Source organism: Aeromonas allosaccharophila, assembly GCF_000819685.1.
GTDB classification, from domain to species: Bacteria; Pseudomonadota; Gammaproteobacteria; order Enterobacterales; family Aeromonadaceae; genus Aeromonas; species Aeromonas allosaccharophila.
In genome coordinates this window covers 90,376-105,087 of record NZ_CDBR01000034.1, presented here as the reverse complement: position 1 = coordinate 105,087, position 14,712 = coordinate 90,376, and the positions used below count along the sequence as shown (strand labels likewise).

The following is a 14,712-nucleotide window of genomic DNA, read 5'->3' as shown; positions in this document are numbered from 1 at the left end:
GAGGTTGTATATCAACGGGGTTGATTAGAACTTGTAGTTCGCTCTCAGGTAATAAGTTCTACCGAGCACATCATAAGTAACGGTATCTGTATTCGCTGACAGCGCATTCAAGATAAGTGGTGGTGTTTTGTCAAACACGTTATTAATCCCGGTGGTCAAACGCAAGGCTTTAGTCACCTGATAACGCGCATTCAAATCATGGTAAACCATACTAGGGACATTAAAATCTATGTCATCTGCCGTATAAGTAACACCTTTAATATAACGAGCAGACCAACTTCCTCCCACTTTTTCATTAAACAGATCCAGTGACATTGTTGAGCGCCACTTTGAATAATTGCCAATTTGGTCGCTCACAAACGTGCCCGCATAATCCAGTGTTTCACCATTTGGCTGAGTCACCTCATATTTCTTTAAATATGAGTTTTCCCAGTTAGCGGCAAGCATTGCAAAATCGAAGTCGTAGGCATATTTAACATTAAAATCTACGCCATTGGTTTCCAACGAATTCAAATTTGCATAGGTGGCATCGATTCCCATTATTTTTCCATCTGGCGCGCGATCTATCTTGTCGCAGAACTGGCCACTAGAAAAACACTGATCCAACATATACTGAGGATTAACAACATCAATGACGTCATCCAGTTTAACCGACCAGAGATCGACTGTCAGAGATGCATTTTCTATATACGAAGGGGAATATACCGCCCCCAAAGAGGTACTATATCCTTGTTCTGGTTTTAGCTCGCTATTACCACCGTAGTAAACTGGTTTTTGCGGGTCATCATCTTGCCCTGTAGGATCAGTTAATGGATCAAAGCTCTGTGATTTACCGCTATACAGATCAGAGATTGTCGGCGCTCTGAACACATCAGAATAAGTACCACGCAACATCAGGTCACTATATGGACGATAGGTAATGCTATAACCCATTGCGATATTGTCACCAAATGAGCTGTAATTATCATAGCGTGAAGAGACACTCGCTTCCAAGGACTCTACAAACGGCTTATCTGACAACAGTGGAACGATCAACTCGCCATACAAAGAGTTAACATCATAGCTCCCCTTGGTGGCGGTTTCTGCATTACCAGTTGCATTACCCAGGGATACCAATGCATCTGGATTAGTTTCACCACTTTCCTTGCGTACCTGATAGCCGGTAGCAAACCCGATAGTGCCGGCTTGCCACTCGAGCAAATCACCAGACAAGTTAAACTCCAATGACTGCTGCTCATTTGAACCATTGTCATTACGGGTAAAACTCGCATACTTGATCGCGTCTTGACTTAGGCCACCACCCCCAAACAAGTTCCAGGGCACACAACCAGCAATCACTTTTCCACCAGAGTCAAGGCACTGCTTGCCATCCGCAGATGTTGCACCGATGGCATTATTAATGCGGTCCTTCATGAATACATTTTGTTCAGACTCGGTGGTTTTGGTCTTGCCATACACAAACGCGGTATCCCAAGTCCAGGAGTTTTCAAGTTGCCCATCAAAACCTAATACCAATCGGCTAGTCGATGAGTCAAACATCCGATTTCGACCACCGGCTTCAATAGTGCGATACCGCCAATCAGCTATATCTTCACCAGTTGTATTGAATGCATTATCTTTCGAGATTGGATTCAAACCATCAGTGCCAGAAGCCAATGGTGTCGCGGCCAACAAATAATCTGACTGACGATTTAAATATGATGCCTCAGAGAAAAATCTTGTTTCACCCAGTACACCCAATTGTCCCAGAGAACGATCTCCGAAGAAAGATGTGTACCAACGCTTGCTTGGCGTTTTTAAATAATTCTCCGGAGCATAATTGTAGGCATCCGCGACAGAATCATATGGCCGAAGGTTAGTGCTACCTTCAGGCCCCTTTGTCAGAACCCCCTGACTTGTTTTGAAGTAGCCCCAAGGCACACGACTACTACCACCAATATACTGGCCTCCTGCACCATCATGCTCATAATCGACATTGGAAAAAGAGCGAGCTCCGGCCATCGCTTCTTTCTCTTCAACGAGACCCGCTGAGAAAACATAGTTGGAAACATCAGTTGAGCCACCTGCGACCATATTCACATCGTGCGCTTCTGCATCTGACTTACTGGTTTGACCAATTTGACCATTCAGCTCAAATCCATCAAATCCAGTCTTGGTGATAATGTTCACCACACCGCCCACAGCATCAGCACCATAAATGGAAGATGCTCCATTTTTAAGGATCTCAACACGCTCGATAATCGCAACAGGAATAGTATTCAGATCAACCGATGAGTTCGCGCCCGACCCGCCATAGACCATTCTTCTGCCATTCACCAACACCAACGTTCTTTGAGTGCCCAAACCTCGAAGGTTTACGGTAACTGTACCATTGCCACCGTTGTTCACAGATGTACTTTGCGCCTGACCAGAAATAGCTGGAATGCGCTGCAGAATATCGCCAACAGACGTTAAACCACTTCGTTCGATATCGGCCTTGCTCATCACCTGTACAGGTTGCGCGGTCTCAACTTCAACACGAGAGATACGGGAGCCAGTGACTTTGATTTTCTGCAGTTTTTCGACGTTCTGCCCTTCTTCGGCAGATACGGATGGGGCCGCCGCAAGGCTCGCCAAGGCGAACGCAATCGCAGCAGAGATTCTGCTCTTCCTAAGCATCGCTTATATCCTTCCTGGTTGTTTATTGTTTGCTTCCTGATACCGCCCTCTTTGGAGCGATGTGTAAGGCTTATCAATCTTTGACTAGCGGCGTCAATGGAGCTGGGGGGCGGCGAGGTCGGGCGTAGAATAAGCGGAGTGTATTAATTTTGACCGGCATAATTAGTGAATAATTCTACCAAAAACAACCCTCGCAATGTAAAAATATTGTTAAATGACGTAAATGGCGCTGAATTAAAATTTGATGAACTTATTAGTTAACGTGCTGTCCGTTTATATCTTATTTTGATTTATCGGCCTTAATAAGAATAAAACACTAACTTCATGAGGATTGAACCTGACCGTTCTCATGGGGGTAACAGATAAAATTGTCGAGATGATATCGTTTTCCTTTAATTTTGCAGCCCAAACAAAAACATTAATAATCAACAACTTAAAGACATTTAAAACTTAAACAAACAGCCGTTTATATTTTTTAAAATAATGTTGAGCAGTAGCGTTTTGTTTTGATTTTCACTTTTCAGATAAAAAACATCATTTTTCGGCGCTTTTGGTCTCAGCGGGTCATTTGTCCCAGTTTTCCATTTCCTTGTACTTGATTTTTGTTGCAGAGCTTTTACAGTGGCCAAGCGGATTGTCTGCTGTTTGGCAACCAATCCAGCGCGTAATGCCAGGAAGGACAGGCCCGTCACCGGATTTGACTGGCCGCAAAAAAGAACAACAAGGACGAGGTTCCACCATGCTGTCGTATTTCCTACGCCGGATGCTTTTGATCATCCCGACGTTTCTCGGTATCACCCTGCTCGTCTTCACCATCACCCGTTTCGTGCCGGGCGGTCCGGTCGAACGCATGCTGCTGCAAGCCCAGGTTTCCCAGAATGAATCTGGCCGCTCCAGCGGCAGCAAGGGGGCGCAGGCCCTCTCCGATGAACAGATCGAGGAGCTCAAGGCCTTCTATGGCCTCGACAAGCCGATGCTGGTCGCCTATTGGGAGTGGCTGCAGAAGCTGGCGGTGCTGGATCTGGGCGAATCGACCCGCTATTACGAGCCGGTGTGGGACCTCATCAAGGATCGGCTGCCCGTCACCGCCTTTTTCGGACTGGCGACCTTTCTGCTGAGCTATGCGGTCTCCATCCCGCTCGGGGTGGCCAAGGCGCTCAGGCACAACAGCCGCTTCGACTCGTTAAGCTCCATGCTTATCTACATGGCCTATGCCCTGCCCGCCTACGTGGTAGGGATCTTCCTCATCACCGTCTTCGCCTTCCATCTGGAGTGGCTGCCCATGGGCGGTTTTCCGGGGGATGACTTTGAGTACATGGAGAGCAGCTGGGATCAGATCCGCACCGTCTTTGCCCATGCCCTGCTGCCGCTCATCGCCTACGCCATCGGGGATTTCGCCATCCTGACCATGACCATGAAAAACAGCCTGATGGAGAATCTGTCGGCGGATTATGTGCGTACCGCCGTGGCCAAGGGGTTGCCGTTTCGCAAGGCGGTCACCGACCATGCCATGCGCAACAGCCTGATCCCCATCGCCAGTCACCTGGGGTCTGTGCTCACCGTCTTCTTTGGCGGCTCCTTCCTCATCGAGACCATCTTCAACATCGACGGTATCGGCCTGCTCGGTTACGAGGCGATCGTCGAGCGGGATTACCCCACCGTCATGGGCATTCTGGCCATCACCTCCATGCTGATGCTGATCGGCAATATCGTCTCCGATATCTGCGTGGCCCTTGTTGATCCCCGCGTACGGTTTGGAGAGTGAACATGAACCAGAACTCTCTTGCCATGCCGATGCTGATATCACGTCCTATCGTCTCCGATATCTGCGTGGCTCTTGTTGATCCCCGCGTACGGTTTGGAGAGTGACCATGAACCAGATCCCTCTTGCTATGCCGATGCTGACATCACGTTCTATCGTCTCCGATATCTGCGTTGCACCTCCTGTTGACCCCCGCATGCGGTTTGGAGACTGACCATGAAGCTCAATCCGGTTACCTTGAAAAAACTCAAGCGCTTCAAGTCGATCAAGCGCGGTTACTACTCTTTCATCATCTTCACCACCCTGGTGCTGCTCTCCCTGCTGGCGGAGCTGCTGGTCAACAGCCGGGCGCTGATGGTGAGCTATCAGGGCCAGCTGCATTTCCCCACCTATGGCGATGTGATCCCCGGTCAGCAGTTCGGGCTCGATTACGAGTACGAAACCAACTACCGCCAGCTCAAGGCCAAGTTTGCCGCAGAGGGCCAGGGCGACTGGGTGCTGCTGCCGCCAGTCCCCTGGAATCCCTACGAGCAGGATTTCAAAGAGGATGCCTACCCGCCTTACGCCCCCAACGTGGCTGAGCGCCACTTCCTCGGCACCGACACCAGCGGCCGCGACGTGCTGGCGCGGCTGGTCTACGGCTTTCGCATTGCCATCGGCTTTGCCTTTATCGCACTGGCGGCCAGTTATGCCATCGGGGTCACTATCGGCTGCCTGATGGGTTTTCTCGGCGGCCGCTTTGACCTCATCCTGCAACGCTTTATCGAGATCTGGTCCCAGGTGCCGTTTCTCTACGTCATCATGATCCTGGTGTCGCTGGCCAAGCCCAACTTCGGCCTGTTTGTCGGCATCAACGTGCTGTTCGGCTGGATGGGGATCACCTGGTATATGCGCACCCTCACCTACAAGGAGCGGGCGCGTGACTATGTGATGGCGGCGCGGGCGCAAGGAGCCACCACCGGTCGGATCATCTTCAACCACATCCTGCCCAACACCCTGATGATGATCGTCACCCTGGCGCCATTCGCCGTGGTGGGCAATATCTCCACCCTGACGGCGCTCGACTATCTGGGCTTCGGGCTGGCTCCGCCGACCCCGAGCTGGGGGGAGCTGCTCTCCCAAGGCATCAACAATCTGGATGCCATCTGGATCGTCAGCTCGGTGGTGGCGGCGGTGAGTCTGGTGCTGATCATGGTCTCTTTTATCGGCGAGGCGATCCGCGAGGCGTTCGACCCGCGCAAATTTACCCGTTACCAATAAGCCAGCCGGTACCAGCGCGCATCGGCAGGCGCCGGGTAACGAACAGTGATAAATGAAGGACGGGCCGCCGCCATCGGCGGCCCCGGGAGCAAGGGATAATCCCGTTATCAATCAAGACCCCCAGTGCAGGGGCCAGACCTGGAAGTCAAACATGAAAAATAAAATCAAATGGATAGGTGCTCTCTTTGTGCTGGTGAACGGATCCTGGGTCTGGGCGGCCAGCCTGCCCGCGGATCTCAAATGGGAGACCAACGACACGGATCCGGTATTCGCCTCTCCCAAGGCGCTACCGGGTGGCAGCCTCAATATGTTTGTCGACAGCTTTCCGCTGACGTTCCGCACCGTGGGGCCTGACTCCAACGGTTCGTTTCGTTCCTTTATTCTCGATAACCAGTTGCGGCTCATCAGCTTCCACCCCAATACCGGCAACCCCATTCCGTCGCTCGCGACCCATTGGGCCATCGCGCCAGACAGCCAGACCGTCTACTTCAAGCTGGATCCGCGAGCCAAATGGTCGGATGGCAAGCCGGTCAATGCCGACGACTACACCTTCGGCTACGAGATGATGCGCTCCAAACACATCAAGGGGCCCTGGTTCAACAACTACTACACCACTGAAGTGGTAGCGGTAGAGAAGATCGATGATCACACCATTCTGGTCAAAGCGGGCAACCGCAAGGCCAAGCTGGATCTGCTCAACACCACAGAGCTGTGGCCCCAGCCCAAGCACTACTACAAGCTGACCCCCAACTGGGTGAAGCAGTACAACTGGGCCGTGGTGCCCACCACAGGTCCCTACGTGATCAGCGACGTCAAGAAGGGCAAGTCGGTCACCTTCAGCAAACAGAAGGATTGGTGGGCAAAGAGTGATCGCTACAACCAGCACAGATTCAACATCGACACCATCAAGGTGCAGGTGATCCGCGACCACAACATCGCCTTCCGCCACTTCCTGAAGGGGGAGATCGATACCTTCGAGATGATCCTGCCCAACTGGTGGCATGAAAAAGCGGTCACCCCGGAGTACAAGAAGGGGTACGTGCAGAAGGTAATGGCCATGACCGACACCAAACAGGGCGGTCAGGGGGTTCACCTCAATGTGGCCAACCCCAAACTGGCAGACGTGAACGTGCGCCTCGGCATCCAGCACGCCTTCAATATCGACAAGATGATCGAGACCGTGCTGCGCGGCGACTACGACAGAGCCACCACCTTCGACTCGGGCTTTGGCGAGTTCACCGACATCAAGCTGCCGGAGCGGGCCTATGACATAGGCAAGGCGCGCGAATACTTTGCCAAGGGCGGCTACAACAAGCCTGGGCCGGACGGCATCCTGCAAAATGAGAAGGGGGAGCGGCTGACCCTGGCGCTCACCTACACCAGTCAGGAGCACTCCAAGCGACTGACCGTGCTGAAAGAAGAGGCCAAGAAGGCGGGTCTGGACTTGGAGCTCAATCTGGTGGATGGCGCCACCGGCTTCAAGGTAATGCTGGAGAAAAAACACGAAGCAGCCTGGCTCGGCTGGGGCGGCGGCGGTCTCTATCCGCAATATTGGGAGTTTTTCCACTCCGCCAACGCCAACAAGCCGCAGACCAACAACCTGTTCAACGTGGCAGACAAGGAGCTGGACGCGCTGATCGATGCCTACAACGTCGAATTCGACATGACAAAACGGGCCAAGATCTCCCAACAGATCCAGCAGCGTATCTATGATCTCGCCATCTTCGTGCCCGGCGTGCAGCTCAACTATGTGCGGGCCAGCAGCTGGCGTTATGTGATGCTGCCGGACGTACCTGCCACCAAGAACACGCCGGATCTGCTCTACTGGCCAATGGACGGTTATCCTCACAGCAGTGGCGGTCTGCTCTGGCTCGATCCCAAGGTGAAGGAAGAGACCCGCAACGCCAAGGAGGCAGGGGCGGCGCTGGCGCCCATCAACCTGCTCGACAAGACCTATGCACGTCATTGATATTCAGGCCATTGCGAAGGGAGCAGCTGTTATGCCCAACACCCAGGCCCCCATTCTTGACGTACCGGATAACGGGGTGGAGTTCGCCGCTGATAACGGCCAGCACCAGGCCCCCATCCTTGAGGTAAGCGATCTCGAGGTGGAGTTCGCCGTCGATGACGGCAAGATCAAGGTGCTCGACGGGGTCAGCTTCAAGGTGGCCCCGGGTCAGACGCTGGGGATCGTCGGCGAGTCCGGCTGTGGCAAGAGTGTCACTTCACTCGCCATCATGGGGCTCTTGCCCAAACCCCACGGTCAGGTGGTAGCCGGTTCCATCCGCTTTCAGGGGGAAGAGCTACTGTCCCTTGCGCCGGATCAGATGTACAAGGTGCGCGGCAACCGCATCTCGATGATCTTTCAGGAGCCGATGACGGCCCTCAACCCGGTGCAGACGGTGGGGGAGCAGCTGATGGAGGTGTTTCGCCTCCATCGACCCGAGTATGACAAGGCCCAGCGCAAAGCCGCGGCCATCGCCATGCTGCAGAAGGTGGGGATCCCGGAACCGGCCCAGCGCTTTGCGGTCTATCCCCACAACCTCTCCGGCGGTATGCGCCAGCGGGTGATGATCGCCATGGCCCTCTCCTGCGAGCCAGATCTGCTGATTTGTGACGAACCGACCACGGCGCTGGATGTCACCATTCAAGCCCAGATCCTCGAACTGATGAAAGAGCTGCAGGCCCAGACCGGGATGGCCATCATCTTTATTACCCACGATCTGGGGGTGGTGGCGGAGCTGTGTGACGAAGTGGTGGTGATGTATGCCGGGCGGGCGGTAGAGCAGGCCGACGTGTTCGAGCTGTTTGACCACCCCCGTCACCCCTATACCCACGGCTTGATGAGCTCGATCCCGCGCCTTGAGGATGAGCCCAAGAGCCTGCTCAAGACCATCAAGGGACAGGTGCCGGCCCTGCACGAGATGCCCGCAGGCTGTCGCTTCTCCAACCGCTGCCCCCACGCGACCGATCTCTGTATCAGCGCTATTCCGGCGGTGGAGCAACTCAATCCGAGCCACCATGTCGCCTGTCACTACTGGAAGGAGTTGACCGTATGAGCACTCTGTTATCGGTCAGGGACCTGAAACAGCACTTCCGGCTGGGAGGCGGGTTCCTGCGCAAGCAATATACGGTTCACGCGGTGGATGGCATCAGCTTCGACCTGAAACAGGGGGAGACGCTGGGGCTGGTGGGTGAGTCGGGCTGCGGCAAGTCCACCCTCGGACGCAGCCTGCTCAAGCTGTTCGAGCCGACCGCGGGCACCATCACCTTCGAGGGGCGCGACATCACCGCCCTCAGCCCGAAGGAGATGCGATCCCTGCGCCAAGAGATGCAGATGGTGTTTCAGGATCCTGCAGAATCCCTCAACAGCCGCCACACAGTGGGCCAGATCCTGGAGGAGCCTTTTATCATCCACGGTAAAGGCAACACTGAGCAGCGGCGCGGCTGGGTGCAGGAGCTGCTGGCAAAAGTGGGCCTGCCGGGTAGTGCGGTGGATCGCTACCCCCACGAGTTTTCTGGCGGTCAGCGCCAGCGGATCGGCATCGCCCGCGCCATCGCCCTCAAACCCAAGCTGCTGGTATGCGACGAGGCGGTCTCGGCCCTCGATGTCTCGGTGCAGTCGCAGATCGTCAACCTGCTGCTCAGCCTGCAGCGGGAGATGAACCTCTCCATCATCTTCATCGCCCACGATCTGTCGGTGGTCAAACACATCTCGGATCGGATTGCGGTGATGTATCTGGGACGGATCGTCGAACTGGCGGATGCCCAGTCGCTCTATCTGGCGCCCCGTCATCCCTATACCCAGGCGCTGATCTCCGCCATTCCGGTGCCGGATCCGCGCAGGCGCAGCCAGCGCATTCTGCTGATCGGCGATGTGCCCTCCCCCATCTCGCCGCCAAGCGGCTGCCACTTCCACCAGCGCTGCCCCCATGCGACCGAGCTGTGCAAGAGCAAGGCGCCAAGACTTGAGGCGTGTGATGAGGCCCATCATCAGGTGGCCTGCCACACCCCGCTCTCCGTTGGTGGTCACGCCATCAGCGGCAGCACCATCAGTGGCAACTCCATCAGTGGCAACATGAGCGGCGGCAACAGGCTGGAGCAGGCGAGCTAGGGGCGACGTTCAAGCATCAGGGTAGAAACAGACGAGGCGGCCATCAGGCCGCCTCGTGCTATCGGGTCACTCTTGTCTTATCGAGCCACGGCTGCCGCCCGTCAGGCAATCTGGTAGCGGCCCGGCTTGTGGTTAAGTGTCAACACCAGATTACAGATAACCGCCGCCACGATGGAGAGCGCCAGAATCCAGGGCTGCACCACGAAAAACGAGGCGACGACAATGGCGCAATCGAGCCCCATCTGTAGCTTGCCCGCCCGGATGCCAAAGCGATCCTGAATAAAGAGCGCCAGTATGTTGAAGCCCCCCAGACTCGACTTGTGGCGAAACATGATGAGCAGCCCCATACCAATCAGGGTGCCGCCGATCAGCGCCGCATAGAGCGGCTCTATCTTGCCGATCTGCAGCACGCCGTTGAGGTGATCGGTCATGTAGGAGACCGCCGCCACCGAGACAAAGGTGTTGAAGGTAAAACGTGGTCCCATCCGCAGCCATGCCAGCGCATAGAAGGGCAGGTTGATGCCGAAAAACAGCAGGCCGAAGCTGATGCCGGTCACCTTTTGCAGCAGCAGCGCCAGCCCGGCGGTGCCGCCAGTGAGCAGGCCAACCTGATGAAACAGAAAGATGCCGAGGGAAACAAAGCCGGCCGCCGTCAGCAGGGCCAGCACATCCTCATAAATAGGATGGGCAGTGCGAATCGAGGTGTTGTCCATAACCTGTATCCAAGCGAAGTAAAGAGAGAGTGTCTGTCGCCTGCCGTTGCGGGCGGGCTGCGAGCCCTGTCCACAGGGCTTCGTTATGGGGTCCAGTCTATTTTTTGTGAAAAGGATCACAACAGTCAGGCTGAACGCCCCATTCTGGTGCCTGTCATCTGGCATTGACACTCGCTGCACCAAGATGCAGCATGCCGCGGTTTAACCGCGCCATCCCCCCATTCACAGCACGAGGCACTTTTCATGAAGGTCACCATTTTTGGCACAGGCTATGTCGGACTGGTCCAGGCCGCCGTTCTGGCCGAGGTGGGCCATCAGATCTGCTGCATCGATGTGGATGAGGCGCGGATCGCCGCGCTTCGGCAGGGCCTGATCCCCTTCTACGAGCCGGGGCTGGCCCCGCTGGTCGAGAGCCATCTGGCCAGTGGTCGTCTGCACTTTTCTGCCGACCCCGCCGTCGGAGTCGAGCACGCCGACCTGCTGCTGATCGCAGTAGGCACACCCGCAGATGAGGATGGCTCTGCCGATCTGCAACATGTGCTGGCGGTGGCCGATACCATAGGCAGGCTGATGAGCCGCCCCAAGCTGGTGGTGACCAAGAGCACTGTGCCGGTCGGCACGGCGCAGCAGGTGCGGCAGCACATTCAGGCGCAGCTACTTGAGCGTGGCGTAGCCCTCGAGTGCGACGTGGCGGCCAACCCCGAGTTTCTCAAGGAGGGGGCAGCAGTCAACGACTGCATGCGGCCGGATCGCATCATCATCGGCTGTGACAGCGAGGCGGTGCTGGAGCAGTTGCGCGTCCTCTACGCCCCCTTCAACCGCAACCACGATCGGATCGTAGTGATGGATCTGCGCAGTGCCGAGCTCACCAAGTACGCCGCCAACGCCATGCTGGCTACCCGCATCTCCTTCATGAACGAGATGGCAGCGCTCGCCGAAGAGCTGGGGGCCGATATCGAGGCGGTGCGTCAGGGGATGGGGGCAGATCCCCGCATCGGTTACCACTTCCTCTACCCGGGCTGCGGCTATGGCGGCTCCTGCTTCCCCAAGGATATCCAGTCCCTGCTGCACACCGCCCGCCGCGTCGGCTACGACACCCCGCTGCTCGCCGCGGTCGAGCAGGTCAATCAGCGCCAGCAACAGAAGATGGCGCAAACCCTGCTGACCCGCTTCGGGCCGGATCTGCGCGGCCGTACCTTCGCCTTGTGGGGGCTGGCGTTCAAACCCGGTACCGACGACATGCGCGATGCGCCGAGCCGCCCGCTGCTGGCCGCCATCTGGGCTGCCGGTGGCCGGGTACAGGCCTTTGATCCCAAGGCGATGGAGCGTGCCCGCCAGCTCTACGGCCAGCGGCCGGATCTGCAGCTCTGCCCGACTCAGGAGACGGCACTGGAAGGGGCCGATGCCCTGCTGATCTGCACCGAGTGGCAGGCGTTTCGCGCCCCCGATCTCCAGCAGATGAAAGCACTGCTCAACCAGCACGTCATCATCGATGGCCGCAACCTCTATGATCCGCGCCAGCTCAGCGAGCTCGGCTTTGACTATCACGCCATCGGGCGGCCACATCTACCCGCCAAAAAGCAGCCAGCCAACGCGGATTGCAACCCGGAGCCCCAACCATGATCTATCTGGTCACCGGCGTTGCCGGTTTTATCGGTTTTCATGTGGCCAGCCAGCTGTGCGCCGCCGGTCATCGGGTGGTGGGGATCGACAACCTCAACGACTACTACGAGGTGAGCCTCAAAGAGGCGCGGCTGGCCCGGCTCAAAGCCCTCCCCCGTTTTCACTTCGAGCGGCTGGATCTGGCGGATCGCGAAGCCATGGCGACCCTGTTTGCCAGCCACCGTTTCGAGCGGGTGATCCATCTGGGGGCGCAGGCGGGGGTACGCTACTCGCTGGAGAACCCGTTTGCCTACGCCGACAGCAACCTCACCGGCATGCTGACGGTGCTGGAAGGCTGCCGTCACCACGGGATCCAGCACCTCATCTACGCCTCCTCCAGTTCGGTCTATGGCATGGGGGATCAGATGCCCTACTCCACCGCGCAGCAGGTGGATCACCCCGTCTCCCTCTACGCCGCCACCAAGAAGAGCGGCGAGCTGATGGCCCACGCCTACTCGGCGCTCTATGGCTTGCCCACCACAGGGCTGCGCTTTTTTACCGTCTACGGCCCCTGGGGTCGCCCCGATATGGCCATCATCAAGTTCACCCGCGCCATCCTGGCGGGGGAGCCCATCGATGTGTACAACCACGGCGATCTCAGCCGCGACTTCACCTTTATCGACGACATCGTCGCGGGGATCCTCGCCGTGGCCGATCAGCCGCCCCGACCCAATCCTGACTGGCATGCCAGCGAGCAGAGCGCGGCCGAAAGCGCTGCCCCCTACCGCATCCTCAATATCGGCAACAGCCAGCCGGTACGACTGCTCGATTTTATCGAGGAGCTGGAACAGGCGCTGGACAAGCCCGCCATCAAGCGGATGCTGCCGATGCAGGCGGGCGACATGCACGCCACCTGGGCCGACAGCGAGCCGCTGCACACCCTCACCGGCCTGCGGCCCGCCACGCCCCTCAAGCAGGGGATCACCGAGTTTGTCCGCTGGTATCTCGACTACTACCGGCCCGCTCCCTGACGATACCAGGCAGCCCCTCGGTCATTGATGAGTTAATCCGGTATCACTGGTTTGCCATGGGTTTTAGGATGGCTGAAAGCACTGGCGGCATGGGCTTGTGGGGCGAACGAATGCAGTGAGGGGCGTCGAAAGACGGCACCGGATGTTCAATCGCCAGCGGCAACAGCCTGCCCAGAGGACGGAGATAACGATGAAAAGTGTGATAACACCACGGATTGGCAACGGCGCAGCGCGATATACTCAGCGCGCTCTGTGCCCCCCGGGAACAACTCCCGACCCCAGGCGCTCTGTGCCACCCGGGAACAACTCCCGACCCCAGGCGCTCTGTCCGTGGCCACGCAACACCCCCATGACGACAAGGAGCCACCCATGATCCGAACCCTGCTTTTGAGCGGCGCCGCCATCGCGGCCTATGCTCTGCAACAGAGCCACGCTCTGCTTCCCCTGCTCAGCCTGCTGGCCCTGCTTTCACTCTGGGTTGCCAGCGAAATTGGCCAATTCTACCGTGACCTCCCCGATGCCAACACCGATGCGCAGGAGTATCACCACGACTTCTAAGCGACCGAAAAGCCTAGATAAACGGCTCGATCGCCATTGGTTCCATACCGTTTTGCTCTCTGAAACCAACCGGCTATAACAACAGGATCCACTGGATTCGTGGCGATAGCAGCCATGTTCCTCTATATCTTCTGTACTCAAGTAGGAGATAACCCATGAGGAACATCAGCGAAAACGGACTGTTTTTGCTGCTTTTTTTGTCGTTGTTACTGGCAGGAATGCCGTGGGCGATGGCACAGGGCAGGGATTTCAGGCAAGCTCCCAGGGCGCTGACGGCGATTAAGCAGGGCCAGGCAGCCCAGCAACACGGCAATCTGCACAAGGCCATCGCCCTCTACTGTGTCGCGGCCAGCACCGGCAACCCCGAAGGATACTTCCGGATCGGCCGCCTGCTCGCCACCGGTCCCGCCTCGGTGCGCAGCGCCAAGCTGGCCAACAGCTATCTCGCCATGGCGATGCGCCTTGGCAACCAGCAGGCCGCCCGTTACTACAACGCCCGCATCGGCAATGCCCCCATGGGTGATCAGTGCGGCATCGGGATCCGTGGTGGTCAGGGCGGCTATCTGGCGCAACTCCCCTCCACCCCCTTCAATGTCGACTCCTGGGTTGCGCGCCAGCCACCCGCCAAGCAAAAACTGGTCACCATGCTGCGCCACGCAGCCAAACACCATAAGGTGGATGCCCGGCTGGTGCTGGCGATTGCCATCGCCGAATCCAATCTCAACAGCCGCGCCGTTTCACCGAAGAATGCCCAGGGGCTGATGCAGTTGATCCCCGAGACCCAACTGCGGTTCGGGGTGACCCGTCCATTCGATCCGGCCCAGAACATCAAGGGCGGCGTCACCTATCTCAAGTGGCTGGATCGCCGCTTCGATGGCGACTGGGTACTGATCTCGGCAGCCTACAATGCCGGGGAAAAAGCGGTGGAGCGCTATGGCGGGATCCCCCCCTATGACGAGACGCAGGAGTATGTGAAACGGGTGCACTACTTCGCAGGACATAAACAACCCTGAT

11 protein-coding genes are annotated in these 14,712 nt (G+C 57.0%); 9 read left to right on the top strand and 2 right to left on the bottom strand.

The features are described 5' to 3' along the window. Positions 1-24 precede the first annotated feature (24 nt). On the bottom strand, positions 25-2,658 hold the full coding sequence (locus BN1115_RS07490) for a TonB-dependent receptor (protein WP_042656689.1): 2,634 nt from the start codon (positions 2,656-2,658) through the stop codon (positions 25-27). Positions 2,659-3,397: 739 nt separating this feature from the next. On the opposite strand from BN1115_RS07490, the gene BN1115_RS07485 reads away from it, so the two are divergent. From BN1115_RS07485 to BN1115_RS07465, 5 genes are all read left to right on the top strand, one after another. Then, complete coding sequence (locus tag BN1115_RS07485; RefSeq protein WP_005338940.1) at positions 3,398-4,423, top strand: ABC transporter permease subunit; 1,026 nt, start codon at positions 3,398-3,400, stop codon at positions 4,421-4,423. A gap of 213 nt (positions 4,424-4,636) precedes the next feature. After that, positions 4,637-5,680: an ABC transporter permease gene (locus tag BN1115_RS07480; protein ID WP_042656688.1), complete on the top strand. Its 1,044-nt coding sequence runs from the start codon at positions 4,637-4,639 to the stop codon at positions 5,678-5,680. 151 nt (positions 5,681-5,831) lie between these two features. After that, positions 5,832-7,649 carry an extracellular solute-binding protein gene (locus tag BN1115_RS07475; protein ID WP_042656687.1) on the top strand — a complete coding sequence of 606 codons (1,818 nt, stop codon included), beginning with the start codon at positions 5,832-5,834 and terminating at the stop codon, positions 7,647-7,649. 31 nt (positions 7,650-7,680) lie between these two features. After that, positions 7,681-8,739 carry an ABC transporter ATP-binding protein gene (locus BN1115_RS07470; RefSeq protein WP_042656686.1) on the top strand — a complete coding sequence of 353 codons (1,059 nt, stop codon included), beginning with the start codon at positions 7,681-7,683 and terminating at the stop codon, positions 8,737-8,739. After that, the gene (locus BN1115_RS07465; RefSeq protein ID WP_042656685.1) at positions 8,736-9,794 is read left to right on the top strand and encodes an ABC transporter ATP-binding protein; all 1,059 of its coding nucleotides are present in this window, start codon (positions 8,736-8,738) and stop codon (positions 9,792-9,794) included. The genes BN1115_RS07470 and BN1115_RS07465 overlap by 4 nt, the downstream gene beginning before the upstream one ends. A 101-nt stretch (positions 9,795-9,895) precedes the next feature. Here BN1115_RS07465 and BN1115_RS07460 read toward each other — a convergent pair whose 3' ends face one another. Continuing rightward, positions 9,896-10,507 (bottom strand): YitT family protein, encoded by a 612-nt coding sequence (locus tag BN1115_RS07460; RefSeq protein WP_005349421.1) that lies wholly within the window; start codon positions 10,505-10,507, stop codon positions 9,896-9,898. 243 nt (positions 10,508-10,750) lie between these two features. Between BN1115_RS07460 and BN1115_RS07455 the strand changes: the two genes are divergently transcribed. The 4 genes from BN1115_RS07455 to BN1115_RS07440 all read left to right on the top strand — a co-directional run bounded on the left by BN1115_RS07455 (position 10,751) and on the right by BN1115_RS07440 (position 14,711). Continuing rightward, the gene (locus BN1115_RS07455) at positions 10,751-12,130 is read left to right on the top strand and encodes a UDP-glucose dehydrogenase family protein (protein WP_042656684.1); all 1,380 of its coding nucleotides are present in this window, start codon (positions 10,751-10,753) and stop codon (positions 12,128-12,130) included. After that, positions 12,127-13,140 carry an NAD-dependent epimerase gene (locus tag BN1115_RS07450; protein ID WP_042656683.1) on the top strand — a complete coding sequence of 338 codons (1,014 nt, stop codon included), beginning with the start codon at positions 12,127-12,129 and terminating at the stop codon, positions 13,138-13,140. The genes BN1115_RS07455 and BN1115_RS07450 overlap by 4 nt, the downstream gene beginning before the upstream one ends. Before the next feature lie 369 nt (positions 13,141-13,509). Further along, the gene (locus BN1115_RS07445) at positions 13,510-13,698 is read left to right on the top strand and encodes a hypothetical protein (RefSeq protein WP_042656682.1); all 189 of its coding nucleotides are present in this window, start codon (positions 13,510-13,512) and stop codon (positions 13,696-13,698) included. Positions 13,699-13,853: 155 nt separating this feature from the next. After that, positions 13,854-14,711: a lytic transglycosylase domain-containing protein gene (locus BN1115_RS07440; RefSeq protein WP_042656681.1), complete on the top strand. Its 858-nt coding sequence runs from the start codon at positions 13,854-13,856 to the stop codon at positions 14,709-14,711. Position 14,712 lies beyond the last annotated feature (1 nt).

What these genes read in the sequence shown, in the direction of transcription:
- BN1115_RS07440 (WP_042656681.1), top strand. Translation starts at nt 13,854, where the DNA reads ATGAGGAACATCAGCGAAAACGGACTGTTTTTGCTGCTTTTTTTGTCG.
- BN1115_RS07465 (WP_042656685.1), top strand. Translation starts at nt 8,736, where the DNA reads ATGAGCACTCTGTTATCGGTCAGGGACCTGAAACAGCACTTCCGGCTG.
- BN1115_RS07450 (WP_042656683.1), top strand. Translation starts at nt 12,127, where the DNA reads ATGATCTATCTGGTCACCGGCGTTGCCGGTTTTATCGGTTTTCATGTG.
- BN1115_RS07455 (WP_042656684.1), top strand. Translation starts at nt 10,751, where the DNA reads ATGAAGGTCACCATTTTTGGCACAGGCTATGTCGGACTGGTCCAGGCC.
- BN1115_RS07445 (WP_042656682.1), top strand. Translation starts at nt 13,510, where the DNA reads ATGATCCGAACCCTGCTTTTGAGCGGCGCCGCCATCGCGGCCTATGCT.
- BN1115_RS07490 (WP_042656689.1), bottom strand. Translation starts at nt 2,658, where the DNA reads ATGCTTAGGAAGAGCAGAATCTCTGCTGCGATTGCGTTCGCCTTGGCG.
- BN1115_RS07475 (WP_042656687.1), top strand. Translation starts at nt 5,832, where the DNA reads ATGAAAAATAAAATCAAATGGATAGGTGCTCTCTTTGTGCTGGTGAAC.
- BN1115_RS07485 (WP_005338940.1), top strand. Translation starts at nt 3,398, where the DNA reads ATGCTGTCGTATTTCCTACGCCGGATGCTTTTGATCATCCCGACGTTT.
- BN1115_RS07470 (WP_042656686.1), top strand. Translation starts at nt 7,681, where the DNA reads ATGCCCAACACCCAGGCCCCCATTCTTGACGTACCGGATAACGGGGTG.
- BN1115_RS07460 (WP_005349421.1), bottom strand. Translation starts at nt 10,507, where the DNA reads ATGGACAACACCTCGATTCGCACTGCCCATCCTATTTATGAGGATGTG.
- BN1115_RS07480 (WP_042656688.1), top strand. Translation starts at nt 4,637, where the DNA reads ATGAAGCTCAATCCGGTTACCTTGAAAAAACTCAAGCGCTTCAAGTCG.